Source organism: Pseudomonas sp. (genome assembly GCF_049590575.1).
Taxonomy (GTDB): domain Bacteria; phylum Pseudomonadota; class Gammaproteobacteria; order Pseudomonadales; family Pseudomonadaceae; genus Aquipseudomonas.
On the sequence record NZ_JBAWDE010000041.1, the window covers coordinates 1 to 15,550 of the forward strand.

12 protein-coding genes, 4 tRNA genes and 3 pseudogenes are annotated in these 15,550 nt (G+C 61.9%); 12 read left to right on the plus strand and 7 right to left on the minus strand.

Translation table 11 applies throughout. From position 1 onward, the window contains the following. From WBR57_RS03180 to WBR57_RS03190, 3 genes and pseudogenes are all read left to right on the plus strand, one after another. Positions 1–471: pseudogene (locus WBR57_RS03180) on the plus strand (alpha/beta hydrolase); the annotation flags it as partial. Between the two features lie 102 nt (positions 472–573). Beyond that, complete coding sequence (locus WBR57_RS03185; RefSeq protein WP_424082049.1) at positions 574–1,392, plus strand: DUF4892 domain-containing protein; 819 nt, start codon at positions 574–576, stop codon at positions 1,390–1,392. A 72-nt stretch (positions 1,393–1,464) separates the two neighbouring features. Continuing rightward, entirely contained in the window at positions 1,465–2,526 is a 1,062-nt protein-coding gene (locus WBR57_RS03190) for an AI-2E family transporter (protein ID WP_424082051.1), read from the plus strand. Positions 2,527–2,529: 3 nt separating this feature from the next. Here the strand turns inward: WBR57_RS03190 and WBR57_RS03195 are convergent, their stop codons facing one another. After that, positions 2,530–3,564, minus strand: a complete 1,035-nt coding sequence (locus tag WBR57_RS03195; RefSeq protein ID WP_424082052.1) for a sensor histidine kinase — start codon at positions 3,562–3,564, stop codon at positions 2,530–2,532. Continuing rightward, positions 3,564–4,328 (minus strand): response regulator transcription factor, encoded by a 765-nt coding sequence (locus WBR57_RS03200; protein WP_122539157.1) that lies wholly within the window; start codon positions 4,326–4,328, stop codon positions 3,564–3,566. Before WBR57_RS03200 ends, WBR57_RS03195 begins: the two co-directional genes overlap by 1 nt. Before the next feature lie 259 nt (positions 4,329–4,587). On the opposite strand from WBR57_RS03200, the gene pyrF reads away from it, so the two are divergent. Beyond that, positions 4,588–5,286: an orotidine-5'-phosphate decarboxylase gene (gene pyrF / locus WBR57_RS03205; RefSeq protein WP_424082055.1), complete on the plus strand. Its 699-nt coding sequence runs from the start codon at positions 4,588–4,590 to the stop codon at positions 5,284–5,286. A 145-nt stretch (positions 5,287–5,431) separates the two neighbouring features. Here pyrF and WBR57_RS03210 read toward each other — a convergent pair whose 3' ends face one another. Next, positions 5,432–6,439 carry an NADP-dependent oxidoreductase gene (locus tag WBR57_RS03210; protein ID WP_424082057.1) on the minus strand — a complete coding sequence of 336 codons (1,008 nt, stop codon included), beginning with the start codon at positions 6,437–6,439 and terminating at the stop codon, positions 5,432–5,434. Between the two features lie 229 nt (positions 6,440–6,668). Here WBR57_RS03210 and WBR57_RS03215 point away from each other — a divergent pair, with 229 nt between their 5' ends. The 4 genes and pseudogenes from WBR57_RS03215 to WBR57_RS03230 all read left to right on the plus strand — a co-directional run bounded on the left by WBR57_RS03215 (position 6,669) and on the right by WBR57_RS03230 (position 11,128). Next, the gene (locus tag WBR57_RS03215) at positions 6,669–7,430 is read left to right on the plus strand and encodes an SDR family oxidoreductase (RefSeq protein ID WP_424082059.1); all 762 of its coding nucleotides are present in this window, start codon (positions 6,669–6,671) and stop codon (positions 7,428–7,430) included. Between the two features lie 202 nt (positions 7,431–7,632). After that, complete coding sequence (locus WBR57_RS03220; protein WP_424082061.1) at positions 7,633–9,045, plus strand: PLP-dependent aminotransferase family protein; 1,413 nt, start codon at positions 7,633–7,635, stop codon at positions 9,043–9,045. A gap of 1,060 nt (positions 9,046–10,105) precedes the next feature. Next, a pseudogene (locus WBR57_RS03225) lies at positions 10,106–10,222 on the plus strand (HAMP domain-containing protein); the annotation flags it as partial. A gap of 201 nt (positions 10,223–10,423) precedes the next feature. Then, entirely contained in the window at positions 10,424–11,128 is a 705-nt protein-coding gene (locus WBR57_RS03230) for a methyl-accepting chemotaxis protein (RefSeq protein ID WP_424082069.1), read from the plus strand. A 33-nt stretch (positions 11,129–11,161) separates the two neighbouring features. Here the strand turns inward: WBR57_RS03230 and WBR57_RS03235 are convergent, their stop codons facing one another. Both WBR57_RS03235 and WBR57_RS03240 read right to left on the minus strand, forming a co-directional pair. Then, positions 11,162–11,974, minus strand: a complete 813-nt coding sequence (locus WBR57_RS03235) for an alpha/beta fold hydrolase (protein ID WP_424082063.1) — start codon at positions 11,972–11,974, stop codon at positions 11,162–11,164. A gap of 119 nt (positions 11,975–12,093) precedes the next feature. After that, complete coding sequence (locus WBR57_RS03240) at positions 12,094–12,864, minus strand: hypothetical protein (RefSeq protein ID WP_424082065.1); 771 nt, start codon at positions 12,862–12,864, stop codon at positions 12,094–12,096. 359 nt (positions 12,865–13,223) lie between these two features. On the opposite strand from WBR57_RS03240, the gene WBR57_RS03245 reads away from it, so the two are divergent. The 4 genes from WBR57_RS03245 (at position 13,224) to WBR57_RS03260 (ending at position 13,638) form a co-directional block, all read left to right on the plus strand. Beyond that, positions 13,224–13,299 (plus strand) — tRNA-Glu (locus WBR57_RS03245). 4 nt (positions 13,300–13,303) lie between these two features. Further along, positions 13,304–13,379 (plus strand) — tRNA-Gly (locus WBR57_RS03250). 104 nt (positions 13,380–13,483) lie between these two features. Next, positions 13,484–13,559, plus strand: a tRNA-Glu gene (locus tag WBR57_RS03255). A 3-nt stretch (positions 13,560–13,562) separates the two neighbouring features. Further along, a tRNA-Gly gene (locus tag WBR57_RS03260) sits at positions 13,563–13,638 on the plus strand. 75 nt (positions 13,639–13,713) lie between these two features. Here the strand turns inward: WBR57_RS03260 and WBR57_RS03265 are convergent. Together WBR57_RS03265 and WBR57_RS03270 are read right to left on the minus strand one after the other, a co-directional pair. Next, complete coding sequence (locus WBR57_RS03265) at positions 13,714–15,273, minus strand: type VI immunity family protein (protein WP_424082067.1); 1,560 nt, start codon at positions 15,271–15,273, stop codon at positions 13,714–13,716. A 2-nt stretch (positions 15,274–15,275) separates the two neighbouring features. Then, positions 15,276–15,550, minus strand: a pseudogene (locus WBR57_RS03270) (VRR-NUC domain-containing protein); the annotation flags it as partial.

The window sequence follows — 15,550 nt, forward strand, 5'->3', positions numbered from 1 at the left end:
GTCCCGCCCACGGCCAGCGGCGAGCACGCGGCCGAGCGGCTGGGCATGGCGCTGCAGGCGCAATTGAACCTGCAAGACAAGCGCAAACCGGTCTACGCCACGCTTGTCCGCGCGGTGGAAGCACGCATGAAAGGCCTGGTGGCCGTCAGCCGCGAAGCCGCCGAACTGCTGGCCCAGCGCGGTTTGATGCCGGTGCCGGGGGGTTATACCTGGCGCACCGACAGTCGCCTGACGCTGGCGTCGCCGATGCGTCTGACCGATGAGCAGGCGATGGCGTTCGTGCGGCGCGTCGGTTGCCCTACGCAGTTGGTGGTGGCGGCGGACGGCATGCTGGCGAAACATTCCGAATTGCTTTCTCAGCTACCGTTCACGGTGAGCACGCTGCCCGGCGGCCATCATTTACACCTGAATGACGAGTCCGGCGCGACTCTTGTTGCAGACTGTTTCAATCGGTTCTTCTCCGCGCCTTGACTTGGCGCGGTCAACTGCCGAGGCTGGGCGGATTGATAGGGAGTCAACCATGTACGATCTCAACACTGCTGCGCACTCCGATGGCCAGGGCTCACCGATCCGATGAGCCTGCGTAAAGGATTTATCCGTGCCCTCGGGCTCTGCTGTTTCAGCCCGCTGGTGTTCGCCGCCGATCTGCCGGGTAGCCAGGACCTGCCCAGCGTGGCGCGCCAGGCCGACTCACAGATCGTCGATTACCGCCCGGCCGAAGAAAAGGAGCGCATCTACCCCATGGGCGCGATCCGCAAGATCAGCGGCCAGCTGCGTTATGAAGGCCAGGCCACCGCCCGTGGGCAAACCACGGCGATTACCTACGAACTGCCTGCCGAACATACCTCCAGCGCTGCGTTCACCGCCACGCGCGAAGCCTTGCAGGCCAAGGGCGCGCAGTTGTTGTTCTGGTGCCAGGCCCGCGATTGCGGCGAAAGCAGCCTGTGGGCCAATGAAGTGTTCGGCAATGCCAAGCTGGTCGGCGCCGATGGCCAGCAGGAATACCTGCTGCTGCGCCTGGCCGCCCCGCAGGACAATTCGCTGGTGGCGCTGTACGGCATCACCCGTGGCAACCGGCGCGCGTATCTGCACGTGGAACAGCTGGACGCCGGCGCGCCCCTGGGCGATTTGCTGCCGACGTCGGCCACCCTGTTGCGCGAGTTGAAAAGCACTGGCGAGCTGGATTTCCCGGCGCTGGGCGCCGACCCTGACGACACCTGGCTGACCCTGATTTCCCGCGGCTTGAACCTGGACGCCACGTTGCGCGTCAGCCTGACCGGCGCGAATGCCGAAGCCTGGCGCCTGGCCCTGATCGACAAAGGTGTGCGTGCCGCCCGCCTGGAAACCGGTGCCGGTGACGCTAAGGGTTTGCACCTGCATCTGATACGCTGACCGTCACCAGGCGAACGGACCCGCGCCGTTCGCCTAAGCTCTCTTCCTACAGCCTTCTTCTCGAGATACCCGATGCTCAATAACGATCGCCTACTGGTGCAAATCCTGCTGCTGGTGCTGTTTGGTGCCAGCTTCTGGGTGATGGCGCCGTTCTGGTCGGCGCTGTTCTGGGGCGCCGTGCTGGCCTTTGCCAGTTGGCCGTTGATGCGCCTGCTCACCCGCGCGCTCGGCGGCCGTGAATCCCTGGCGGCCGGCATCCTGACCCTGGGTTGGATGTTGCTGGTGGCGCTGCCGCTGGTGTGGCTGGGGTTCAATCTGGCCGACCATGTGCGCGATGCCGTGGCGCTGATCAAGGATATCCAGGTCGATGGCCTGCCCGAGGCGCCGACCTGGCTGGGTTCGATCCCGTTTGTCGGCGAGCGGCTGGTAGCGACGTGGGACAGCATCGACCAACAGGGCGCGGCGCTGATGGTCAGCATCAAGCCGTACCTGGGGCAGGTCGGCAACTGGTTGCTGGCGCGCAGCGCGCAGATCGGCGGCGGCATCCTCGAACTGACCCTGAGCCTGGTCTTTGTGTTCTTTTTCTACCGCGACGGCCCGCGACTGGCGATGTTCGTGCATCGTTTGCTGGAGCGTTTGATCGGCGATCGCGCCGGTTACTACATCGAATTGGTTGCCGGTACCGTGCAGCGCGTGGTCAACGGGGTGATCGGCACGGCCGCCGCCCAGGCCTTGCTGGCGTTGATCGGCTTCTGGATCGCCGGCGTGCCGGGCGCGCTGGTGCTGGGGATCGTCACTTTCCTGCTCAGCCTGATCCCCATGGGCCCGCCGCTGGTGTGGATCCCGGCCACGGCCTGGCTGGCGTGGAAGGGGGATTACACCTATGCGGTCTTTCTCGGGGTGTGGGGCACGTTCATCATCAGCGGCGTCGACAACGTGCTCAAGCCCTACCTGATCAGCCGTGGCGGCAACCTGCCGCTGGTGATCGTGCTGCTCGGGGTGTTTGGCGGGTTGATTGCGTTTGGGTTTATCGGCCTGTTTATCGGCCCAACCTTGCTGGCCGTGGCCTACAGCCTGCTGATGGACTGGAGCGCGACCCAGGCGCAGGGGCGTCGCGACGACAAACCCCTGTAAGCGCTAAGTGCGGGGTAACCACATCACGGCGGTCAAGCCGCCGCCTGGGGTTTCTTCCAGGCTCAGGCGGCCGCCGAGACGTTCGGCCGCTTCCTTGGAAATCGTCATGCCCAGGCCGACGCCCCCGGAGTTGCGGTTGCGTGAGCCTTCGAGCCGAAAGAACGGCTCGAACACCGCCTCGCGCTGGTCGGCGGCAATCCCGGGGCCATGGTCGATCACGCGGATGACCAAGGCCTCACGGCTGTCGGTCAGCTCGATACGCGCCGTGCCGGCATAGCGCAAGGCGTTGTCGATCAGGTTGTTGAGGCACGAGCGCAAGGCCATCGGCTGTACCTGCAAGGGTGCGCAGGTGCCGGCGAATTGCACATCGGAACCCTGGTCCTGGGCGTTTTCACTCATGGATTCGACCAGCGCCTGCACGTCCAGCCAATGCCGGGTTTCGCTGGTGCGCTGTTCGTGCAGGTAGCTCAGGGTCGCGTCGAGCATGCCGATCATGTCGTTCAGGTCCTGGCGCATCTGGCCTTGCAGTTTGGTGTCTTCGATCTGTTCCAGGCGCAGCTTGAGACGTGACAGCGGGGTGCGCAGGTCATGGGAAACGGCACCGAGCATGCGTGCGCGCTGGCTGACCTGCTCGCGGATGCGCCGCTGCATCAGGTTGAAGGTAAACGCCGCCTGTTTGGCTTCCCGCGGCCCGGACTCATCCAGCGGTGGGCTGTCGAGGTCGAGGCTCAAACGCTCGGCGGCTTCACTCAGGCGCTGGATCGGCCGGCTCAGCAGCTTGGCGCCATACCAGGCGGCGATGATCAACGAAATGAACTGGAACGTCAGAGGCACCACCGGGCCGCCAAACCACGGGCGCTTGTGCTGGGGCAGGTGTTTCATGCTGCCGTCGGGCTGCTCGACAAAGGTTTGCTCTGGCGGCGGCGGGGGCGGGCCGTAATAGCGGAACCACGAGATTGCCAGCACGTGGGCCAGCACAATCGCCACCAGCAACACGCCGAACAGCCGACCGAACAGCGTGTTGAAGGTGTTACGCATCAGCCAATATCCCGCGCGTCGAACAGGTAGCCTTCGCCACGCACAGTCTTGATCAACTGCGGGGCCTTGGGGTCATCCCCGAGTTTCTGGCGCAGGCGCGACACCAGCAAGTCGATGCTGCGGTCAAAGGCTTCAATCGAGCGGCCACGGGCGGCATCCAGTAATTGTTCGCGGCTCAACACCCGGCGCGGGCGTTCGATAAACACCCACAACAGGCGAAACTCGGCATTGGACAGCGGCACCACCAGGCCATCGTCGGCCACCAGTTGGCGCAACACGCTGTTGAGGCGCCAGTTGTCGAAGCGGATATTCGCACGCTGCTCGGTGCGGTCATCGCGCACGCGGCGCAGGATGGTCTGGATCCGCGCCACCAGCTCGCGCGGTTCGAACGGCTTGGACATATAGTCGTCGGCCCCCAGCTCCAGGCCGATGATGCGGTCGGTGGGTTCGCAGCGGGCGGTGAGCATCAGGATCGGGATGTCCGATTCCGCGCGCAGCCAGCGGCACAGCGTCAGGCCGTCCTCGCCCGGCAGCATCAGGTCGAGCACCACCACGTCAAAGGTTTCGGCCTGCATGGCCAGGCGCATCGCGGCGCCGTCGGTCACGCCGGTGGCGAGAATATTGAAGCGCGCCAGGTAGTCGATCAGCAGTTCGCGGATCGGTACGTCGTCGTCAACGATCAGCGCGCGGGTGTTCCAGCGCTTCTCATCGGCGATCGCCGCGCCTTTTTGCTCGTCATTTACAGGGACGGAAGGGGTATGCATAGTGCGATCATCTGCCTGGTTGTTGCGGTCAGCATAGGCGCCCAGCCCCATGGCTGGAAGTGCTGGTCGGTGGGTCATGCGGGCGAGGCTAGCCCTGGGGCGTGTTGGGGGCATGTCGTGAATGTATCGGCTTTGAAACAATAGCCCGAAATGCCCGGCCGATGGCGGCTGATCAGTATTTACCGATCATCGGATCCCGCAACGGCGCCTGTTGCGCTACAATCCGCGCCGATTTCGACTTGCCTGAGAGCCCATTCCAATGTCCGTCTGCCAGACTCCTATCATCGTCGCCCTGGATTACCCCACTCGTGACGCCGCACTGAAGCTGGCTGACCAGTTGGACCCGAAGCTTTGCCGGGTCAAGGTCGGCAAGGAACTGTTCACCAGCTGCGCCGCGGAAATCGTCGGCACCCTGCGTGACAAAGGCTTCGAGGTGTTCCTCGACCTGAAATTCCACGACATCCCCAACACCACCGCGATGGCGGTCAAGGCGGCTGCCGAAATGGGCGTGTGGATGGTCAACGTGCACTGCTCCGGCGGCCTGCGCATGATGACCGCCTGCCGCGAAGTGCTGGAACAGCGCAGCGGGCCTAAACCGTTGCTGATCGGTGTGACCGTGCTGACCAGCATGGAGCGCGAAGACCTGGCCGGCATCGGCCTGGATATCGAGCCCCAGGAGCAGGTCTTGCGCCTGGCAGCCCTGGCGCAGAAAGCCGGCCTCGATGGCCTGGTGTGCTCGGCACTGGAAGCCCAGGCCCTGAAGGCCGCGCACCCGTCGCTGCAATTGGTGACCCCGGGGATTCGTCCGGCGGGCAGTGCCCAGGATGACCAGCGCCGTATCCTCACCCCGCGCCAGGCGCTCGACGCCGGCTCCGATTACCTGGTGATTGGTCGCCCGATCAGCCAGGCGGCCGATCCGGCGAAAGCGTTGGCGGCAGTCGTGGCCGAAATCGCCTGATCCCTGAGTCGAATGCAGTAAAAAATGTGGGAGGGGGCTTGCCCCCGATGAGGGAGGTCAGTTGATAAATCCATCACTGTCTCACCGCCATCGGGGGCGAGCCCCCTCCCACATTTAGATCACTCATGCATAGATCCGGGTTGTATCAGCTGACCTTGAGCACCAGCTTCCCAAAGTTCTCGCCGTTGAACAGCTTCATCAGCGTTTCCGGGAACGTCTCCAGCCCCTCGACGATATCCTCCTTGCTCTTGAGCTTGCCCTGGGCCATCCAGCCGGCCATTTCCTGCCCGGCAGCGGCGAAGTGGGCGGCGTGGTCCATCACCACAAAACCTTCCATGCGCGCGCGATTGACCAGCAGTGACAAGTAGTTGGCCGGGCCTTTCACGGCTTCCTTGTTGTTGTACTGGCTGATGGCGCCGCAAATCACCACGCGGGCTTTCAGCGCCAGGCGGCTGAGCACGGCGTCAAGAATGTCGCCGCCGACGTTATCGAAATACACATCCACACCTTTTGGGCACTCGCGCTTGAGGGCGGCGGGCACGTCTTCGTTTTTGTAGTCGATGGCCGCGTCAAAGCCCAGCTCATCCACCAGGAACCTGCACTTGTCGGCGCCACCGGCAATGCCGACCACGCGGCAGCCCTTGAGCTTGGCGATTTGCCCGGCAATGCTGCCCACCGCGCCGGCTGCACCGGAGATCACCACGGTCTCGCCGGCCTTGGGCGCGCCGGTGTCGAGCAACGCGAAGTAGGCGGTCATGCCGGTCATGCCCAGCGCAGACAGGTAGCGCGGCAGCGGCGCGAGTGTCGGGTCGACTTTATAGAAGCCGCGCGGCTCACCGAGGAAATAATCCTGCACGCCCAGCGCGCCGTTCACGTAGTCGCCGACTGCGAATTTCGGCGTGTTCGAGGCAATCACTTTGCCCACCCCCAGCGCGCGCATCACTTCGCCGATGCCGACCGGTGGAATGTAGGATTTGCCCTCATTCATCCAGCCGCGCATGGCCGGGTCGAGGGACAGGTATTCGTTGCGCACCAGCACTTGCCCGTCCTGGGGCGTGCCGACCGGCACTTCCTGGTAGGTGAAAGTGTCGCGGGTGGCCGCGCCGACCGGGCGCTTGGCGAGCAGAAATTGGCGGTTGGTCTGGGCGGTCATGGCAGGGCCTCTGATAGAAATGAACCTGAAGTGATAGACCTTGAATGCCCTGGGGGCAAGGTTCACCGAAGGTGCGAATGCTCCTCGATAGGCGTTGCTGATAGTCGTCCCGTGGCTGTTATCACTGCAACGCATGCAGCCCTAACCGGCCTTCTGATAGTGCTGACGCGCCCATCGCCGCGTTGGCTAGACTCCAGGCCACGGCTTTTTCCCCTACAGGATATCCCCCATGAGCATGACGTTTTCCGGCCAGGTCGCCCTGGTGACCGGCGCCGCTAACGGAATTGGCCGCGCCACCGCGCTGGCGTTTGCCGCTGAAGGCTTGAAGGTAGTGGTTGCCGACCTTGATGTGGCGGGCGGCGAGGGCACCGTCGCGCTGATCGAGCAGGCCGGTGGCGAAGCGCTGTTTGTGCGCTGCAACGTCACCCTCGAAACTGAGGTGCAGCAACTGATGGCGCAGACCATTGCTGCCTATGGCCGCCTGGACTATGCCTTCAACAACGCCGGGATCGAGATCGAGAAGGGCAAGCTGGCGGACGGCAGCCTGGATGAGTTCGACGCCATCATGGGCGTTAACGTCAAAGGTGTGTGGCTGTGCATGAAGCACCAGTTGCCGCTGCTGCTGGCCCAGGGCGGCGGCGCTATCGTCAACACGGCGTCCGTTGCGGGCTTGGGCGCGGCGCCGAAAATGAGCATTTACGCGGCGTCCAAGCATGCGGTGATCGGCCTGACCAAATCCGCGGCCATCGAGTATGCGAAGAAGCACATTCGCGTCAACGCCGTCTGCCCAGCGGTGATCGATACCGATATGTTCCGCCGTGCCTATGAGGCCGACCCGCGTAAGGCCGAGTTCGCCGCCGCCATGCACCCGGTCGGGCGGATTGGAAAGGTCGAGGAGATCGCCAGCGCAGTGCTGTACCTGTGCAGCGATGGCGCGGCGTTTACTACCGGTCACGCGCTGGCAGTGGATGGCGGGGCCACGGCGATCTAGGACGCTGCGCTGCGCTCGATTCGAAAACGGGTTGGCCGGCGTGGGGCATTTCCCCAGCTGGCGAAGTGCCTTGCCTGAATGTGTATCACGAGGTAAATAACTCAATAAAATCAATACTTTAATAAATTTTCGCGGCCGGTCACAGCAGGCTTCTGTGCTTAACTCATTGGGTTGAATAACAGACAGTTGAAGTGAGTGGCTCATGGATTTAGGGATCGATCGACAAGCCCTTGTACCGGTGGTGCAGCAAATCGTCAGCGCAGTGGCCGAATGGATTCGCACCAATCGAATCAGCCCCGGCACGCGCCTGCCGTCCATCCGCCAGTTTGCCCTCGATAACCTGCTCAGCCAGAACAGCGTGATCGAAGCGTTCGAGCGGATGGTCGCGCAGGGCTTGCTGGCTTCCAGGCCGGGTGCTGGTTTTGTAGTGGCCCAACCGCCGGTGTTGCAAGAAGGCCACTGGTACGAAGGAGCGGAGCTTGGATGGGGCGCCTTTGCCGATAGCCCGCTGGGGGAGCTGAAGCTGGGGTGCGGTTGGTTGCCGGACGCCTGGCGCGAAAGCGATGACATCAGTTACGCGATCCGCGAAGTCGCGCGTACCGACACCGCCGCCCTGTTCAACTACAGCACACCATTGGGGTTGCTGGCGTTGCGCGAGCAAGTGCTCAAGCGCCTGGCCCAGGTGCAGATCGCCAGCAGCCTGGACCGTATCCTCACGACCGCCGGTGCCAGCCATGCCCAGGACCTGCTCATACGCACCTTGCTCAGGGCCGGTGACAGCGTGGTGGTCGAAACACCTGGGTACGGCAACCTCTATCGGCAATTGGCCTTCCACGGCGTGCAGTTGCTGGAAGTGCCGCGTACCCGCGGCGGCCCGGACATCCCGGCGCTGGAAGCCTTGCTGCAGCGCCACCGGCCCAAGTGCTTGTTCATCCACAGCCTGTATCACAACCCCACCGGTAGCAGCCTGAACCGAAGTGTGGCCGAGCGTTTGCTGGAATTGGCGGGCAGCAAGGACTTCCTGATCGTCGAAGAAGATGTCTACGGCGACTTGCAGCACGCCAGTTGCACGCGGCTCGCGGCGTTGCCTCATGCTCACCGGGTGATCTATGTCGCGAGCTTTTCCAAGACTTTGAGCTGCGCCCTAAGGGTAGGCTATCTCAGCGCCAGCGCGGCGATCATCGAGCAGTTGGCCAGCCTGAAAACCCTGACCGGTTTTGGGACCTCGCGTTTTGCCGAAGCGGTGGTCGCTACGCTGCTGGCCAATGGCACTTATCGCAAGTGGGTGCAGCGCCTGCGCAAGCGCCTGAGCACGCAAATGGCCGCCACCCTGCAAGTGTTGGAGGACGAAGAGTGGGAAGTGTTCGCCGTGCCGGCTGGCGGCATGTTCCTGTGGGCGCGGCCGGGGGTGGGGGATCGCTCGCGCTTGCAGGCCTGCGCCCGGCAACTTGGGGTTTTGTTATCGCCCGGCGCATTGTTCAACCCGAGCGGCGAACACAGTGAGTGGCTGCGCATCAACGTGGCCTACGCGGCTGACCAACGGGCGTTGGCGCTGTTCCGCGCCATGGGGCCCGCCAGATCGACCTCGACCATTCTGAAAACGACGAGCAAATAGCTTTTTGCCATTATTGTGGCGCCAACGTCTTGTGTTCAGTGCCTTCGGGTTGCCAATCTCGGCTCTGGTCAACCGAGCTGCATGGCAGCTGCCATTGCGAGAGGGTGCAAGTGCAATGATTTCGGGCGTGCAACGACGTTTTGCCAACCTCGGTATGGCGAAAAAACTGGGCTTGGGCTTCACCCTGGTACTGCTGCTGACAGCGTTGGTGGCGGCTATTGGTGTGTGGTCCCTGCAGACCGTTGGTCAGCGTTTCGAAGGCCTCAAGGCCATGTCGTCGCTCAACAGTGGCTTGCTCAAGGTGCGCCTGATCGAACAGGACTACGCGCTGCACGCCGACCCCAAGGCAGTCGACGCCCTGCATGAAAGCGTCGATGCGCTGGCGGCCCTGGCGGCGAAGCTGAAGGCACAGTCGGCCGCCAATGTGCCGGTGATGACCGATGTGGAGCAAGCCCTGGCCGCCTATCGCAAGGCGTTCGATGAATTTGTCGAGCTGACCCAGACTAAGGACCTGGCCCTGGAAATGGCCAGTTGGTCGGTGTCCAGCGTGGCCAACAACCTCGATGTGTTGCAGGCCGGGCTGGCGGACGATGGGGCTTATGGCCTCAAGGAAAGCCAGGGCAAGGAGGGCGCCGAGTTCATCGAGCAAGCGGGGCAGGTCAGCCAGGTGTCACGGCTGATGCTGCAAGCCATGAACGAGGCGCACGTGCGGATGGACCAGAGCCGTAAAGTCGATGAGGACAACGCCGAGCAGGGCAAGATCGAGCAGGCTGACCAGGCCCTGGCACAGGTCGAGCAACTGAGAACCTCGGTCAAGGACGCCGGCTACCAGACCGTGCTCAATGAAGTCTCCGGGCATATCGCCGCCTTCAGCGAAAAGCTCGGCGAATACACCGACCTGTTGGCCCAGGAAAAAGTCGTCTACAAACAGCTGCATGACCGGGCGGGCGAGGTGGTCAGCCGGGTCAACCAGGCGTATGACGCCGAAGACCAGTCGATGCAGGCACAACTGAAGAAAAGCGCGCTGTTGATCATCGGCTCGTCGGCCCTGGCCCTGTTGATGGGGCTGATTGCGGCGTGGGTGATTACCCGCTTGATTGTTGCACCGCTGCGCAGCGTGATCGCCGTGGCGCAGCAGATTGCCGCCGGCGATTTGAGTGGGCGCATGGAGGTTACCCGACGTGATGAAATCGGCCAATTGATGCAGGCGATGCAGCAGATGGGCAATGGCCTGAGCCAGATGGTCAGCGCGCTGCAGGCGGGTATCGAGCAATTGGCCAGTTCGGCGCAGTCGTTGTCCAGCGTCACCGAGCAGACCAATGTCGAGGTCAGCAGCCAGAAGGAAGAAACCGAGCAGGTGGCCACGGCCATGAATCAGATGACCGCCACCGTGCATGATGTGGCGCGCAACGCCGAAGAGGCTGCGCAAGCCGCGCAGACGGCGGATGCCAAGGTCGACAGCGGCCAGCAGGTGGTGCGCCAGAGTTTGCAGCGTATCGAGTTGCTCGCCACCTCCAGTGCCAACGCCAGCAGCAGTATCGAAAGCCTGAGTGCCGAGATCCAGACTATCGGCACGGTGTTGGGTGTGATCAAAAGCGTGGCCGAGCAGACCAACCTGCTGGCCCTCAACGCAGCCATCGAAGCCGCCCGCGCCGGCGAGCAGGGCCGTGGTTTTGCCGTGGTGGCCGATGAAGTACGGGCCCTGGCCAAGCGCACCCAGCAATCCACTGAAGAAATCGAGCGGTTGGTCAGCACCCTGCGCAACGCCGCGCAGTCTTCGGTGCAGCAAATTCAGCAAAGCGGCGAACTGGTGAAACTGGCGGTCAGCGATGCGCTGGAAACCGAGAGCGCGCTGGGCAGCATTGCGGCGGCGGTGTCGTTGATCCAGCAGATGAACCAACAGATCGCCGCCGCCGCCGAGGAGCAAAGCTCGGTGGCCGAGGAGATCAACCGCAGCGTCACCAGCATTCGTGCCAGCGCGGACCAATCCGCCTTGAGCATGCAGGGCAATGCGGCGTCGAGTATCCAGCTGGCGCAGTTGGGCGCGGAGCTTAAAGGCATGGTTGGGCACTTCCGCCTCTGAGCGCCGCGCGCAGGCAGCGATCAGCGGTGGCGGTCAGGCATTATTGGCGAGGAAGGTCAGCAGCGCTTCGTTGACGAAGTCGGGGTTCTCGCGGGCCGAGATATGCCCGGCGTCCGGGATCAGGATCAGGCTGCAACCGATCAGCTCGGCCATTTCCCGGGACTCGGCCGGCGGGCGAGGCTTGTCTTGCTCGCCGCACATCACCAGGGTGGTGTCGGCGTCCAGGCGCGGCAACTGCGCCCGCACATCTTCTCGACTGAAGATCAACCGGCCCAGAGGCACGATGCTGCTCAGCAGGCGCTCCCTGGAAAATTCCTGCAAGGCCTTGCGGAAGTCCTGATACAGCGCGGACTCGCGGTCGATGTCCGGGCGAAAGAAGATCGGCGCGACCACATCCAGCAACGGCTCAGGGATGGCACCGGCGTCTTCGATCATCTTGAATAGTGAGAAGTAATATTGGCGGGTCGCTTCGGGCTCGCTGCCCAGGTAGGTGTCCATCAGCACCAGGCTGTTGATCCGCTCGGGCGCCCGCAATGCCAGGCGCGCGCCCCACATGCCGCCTACCGAGAGGCCCACCAGATTGATCTGCGCGATGTCGAGGTGGTCCAGCAGGGCCAGGGCCTGGCGTGCGAGGTCGTCCAGCGTCCGGGTATTGGCGGGCAGGGGGCCTGATTCGCCATGGCCCCACAACTCGGGCACGATCACGCGGTATTGCTGGGTCAGGGCTTCGATCTGGGGTGCCCACATGTCGCGGTCCCACAGGTAACTGGAGCCCAGCACGACGACAGGGCCGGTGCCCAGGTCGACGTAGTTCAGCGGTTGTCCATCAATGATGGCGATAGGCATAGCAGGCCTCTGACTTCACGGAGTTAGGGGCACTTTTTTACGCTAGTCGTGGGGGCGGGGATAGGTGCAAAGTGATGGCCTATGGCGAACAGGATTCGCCATAGGGGGGAGGGGGCTGATCAGTCGTAGATGACTTTCTTTTTCCACTCGGCGTCGGCGTCCACCACTTTCAGGCCTTCGGTCAACTCGTTGACCTCGTCGGCGGCCGGTTTGCTGTTGGTCAGCACCGTGGAGTTGGCGCGTGCCAGTTGCGCTTCCAGCTGTTGCAGCTGCGCGCTGTAGATCACCGGCTCCGGCTGCTTGCGCAAGTACTGCACGCCACGCTCGAATGCCAGGCGCGCCTGGCCCGGCTGGCCTTGTTGCAGGGCGTGCTGGCCGAGGTTGTTGAAGAACTCGATATGCAGCAGCACCAGGATATGGCGAATTTCCTTGATCCAGTGCTTGGCCTCGTTGGCCGGCAGGAAACCATCCTGGGCGGCACGGGTGACCTGGCCATGCAATGCTTCGAGCAGGAAGCGTACATCCTTGGCCTTGGCTTCGGTCTGGATCGGGGCGGGTGGGTTGCTCACCGGGATGGATTCGCCCTGTGCCACCAGCGCATTCAGCTCGGTGATTCGCGCCTTGATCGGGGCGCTGTTCTTGTTGAGATTCAACAAGCGCTGGTTGACGTTGAGCTCCAGGCGGGTCAGCAACAGTTTGAGCGCCGGGGTCATCAACTGGCCGGGGAAGGTCTCGGTGATTTCACCGCAACGACGCAGGCGGTCATTGAGCTCGATCTCGGTACGCTTCTTTTCCAGCTTGTTGTTTTCCACCACGTGGTTCATGTAGCCAATGGCGATCAGTATTACGATCCCGGCTATTACCAGCAGGGTGATCATGAGTGGTGTCACCGGTGTGACCTCTTTATAGGGTTTGCAGTGGAGTGTAGTGACTGGGCCATCCGGCGGATAGGGTTGATCGACCAGTTGCCCAGGTAGTTTCTTCTATATAGATAAGGCGATCGCTGCGTAGATGCACATTGCCATCATTTGCCGAGGCGAACTATAGCGTCTTGTCGGGCGCCAGAATATAGGCGCCAATGCCCAGACAGGCAGAATACCCGCCAAGGCCTGTAAACCAGGTCGAAGTCATTGATTTAAATAAATTTATCCTTGGGGGTTGACGACCTTTCAATCCATCCATAGAATGCGCGCCACTTACAGCGTAAAGCGCACAGCGAAACGCGGTAGGGAGTGAATGTTGTACGTGTGTCCCCTTCGTCTAGTGGCCTAGGACACCGCCCTTTCACGGCGGTAACAGGGGTTCGAGTCCCCTAGGGGACGCCACATTGCGGGAATAGCTCAGTTGGTAGAGCACGACCTTGCCAAGGTCGGGGTCGCGAGTTCGAGTCTCGTTTCCCGCTCCAAATTTAAGCAGTGTTGCCCTCGGGCTGCACTGAGTGAAACCAGGGCGTAATCTTCGGATTTAATCTCTGGGCACTGAAATACACAGCCTGTGTTTCAGTAGCGTGTCCCCTTCGTCTAGTGGCCTAGGACACCGCCCTTTCACGGCGGTAACAGGGGTTCGAGTCCCCTAGGGGACGCCATTTGCGGGAATAGCTCAGTTGGTAGAGCACGACCTTGCCAAGGTCGGGGTCGCGAGTTCGAGTCTCGTTTCCCGCTCCATATTCAATGAAAACGCCGATCAGTGATGATCGGCGTTTTTGTTTGTGCGCGTAAATCGATGCCTATCCGTCGCTATCACGATGGCTGCAGTCCCATCCAAAGCCAGACGACTCTCTCACCATCCACAGTCGGCATCAAAACGCCGTGCTCAATGACTTGTTTACTCCCCGGCTTATATTCACATACCCAGGTGCCCGGATACGGACAGGGTTGACCGCTGTTCGCGCGCATACCGCTGACCGTCCAGTGCCAGCGCACGACCCGGCCTTCGTGGGCGGGTAGCGGTTCGTTCAACTGAACATTGCATGCGATGAAGCGGTCGCTTTCAACTTCCCAGCGGCCTGCGCGAGGCGCCGGTTCATGGGTATTGGCATAGCGCGCAGGCGCTGGTGCTGCTTGATCAAGATCACGCTGCCATGTCACCAGATCGTCTGCGGACGCCGCATCGAGGTCTGGCATGATCTCGCCCTGTTTGAAGGCTCGACGGGTTTGCGCTTGCCCTGGAACCAGCCACCATCCGGCTTGAATGCAAGCTGTTCCCGGCACCATGCGTAAAGGCATCGGTGCAGAGACTTGGGCAGAAGGCATGGGTAATGGAGCGATGAAGCGCGTTGCTGGCGTAGGCCAATCGCTGTCAGCGTCAAAACGGGCCATCCAGCGGCGGCTGTCAGCATCGGTAAAACGCTCATTGGGGTCGCCGTCCCATTGGCCGAAGCCCAGCAGTCCCAAGTTGTCGTAGCGGATCGGCTTGAGCAGTTTGTTCAGCAGCATGGGCAGTTCGGGCACGCCGTATTCCACGGGGTACAGCTCGGGTTGCTCCCCCAGTTCGATCCACTGGCCACTGTGCAGTTCGGTGATGCTGATGCGTGGGTGAGCGAGTGCAGTGCGGACCTGTTCGCGGCTCAGGTCGAGTTTTTCCCGCCAGTGGTCGGCGAGCAGGAAGGCCCAGGTGGGGGGGCGGATGCCGTTGAGGAGTTCGTCTCGCATGCCAAACGGATATTCGATGTCCAGCCCATAGAAAGCTGGAGCAAGCGCTCTTTCCCAGGTGGTGACTTCCGCCCGTGTGCCAAACTCCATTGGGTTGGCCATGGCGAAACCGCTGTAGACCTGATGCGCCTTGAGCAGGTCAATGGTCTTGAGGACAAACTGGCGCCACGCGTCGCGGTTATCCAGCCACCATTGCCAGCGGAAATAGAATGAGATCGAGGAATAATCGGTTATGGTCCCATCCATCTCGAGCCAACTGCGCCAGAAATGACCTGCGGTCGTAGGCGAGCTGGCATGGTTTGTTTCATCGGTGAACCAGAACACGAAGTACTCGTATGGGTGGGCATCCATGGCCTGTGCGCGAAGATCAGGCTCCTCCTCGGGGTAAGGATGAGGGCGATCCGTGTCTTCGTGCATGGTCATGGTGTAAGGGTGGCCAAGCATTTGCTCGAAGGCTTCGTGGATGTCCACCATCAGCAGGGCGACATCGAGATAGTTATCCGATTCGGGGGGGAAGTAGAAGCTGATGAAGGGGCTGACGCTGTGTGAAGCTTCTTCCGTGCCCGATTCGGAGTTTGGCCACTCCTTCAGTAGCTCAACAAATAGGTCCCGTTCTTTAGAGGTAAACATCGGGTGAGTCGTGCTCATAATTATTTCTTCTTCCTTGCCTGTTCGTTTGGTGTGGATCTTTTTTCATCCGTTTCAATACCAACGCAATCCTCCGGCACCCTTAACAGCGCCACTTTCTCCTTGCCGATTTTGTTTGGATTGATGCCCGTTTGCGGTGTCATGAGCTTCACGTAAGCCGACATTTGTTTATCATTCGCCCAATCCCCCGGAAACTTGATTTCCACCGCCGCAAACACATTCTCGGTTTCAAACGACTCCTGGCGGTATTCAACGACGACCAGGTCGGGAGCCAACA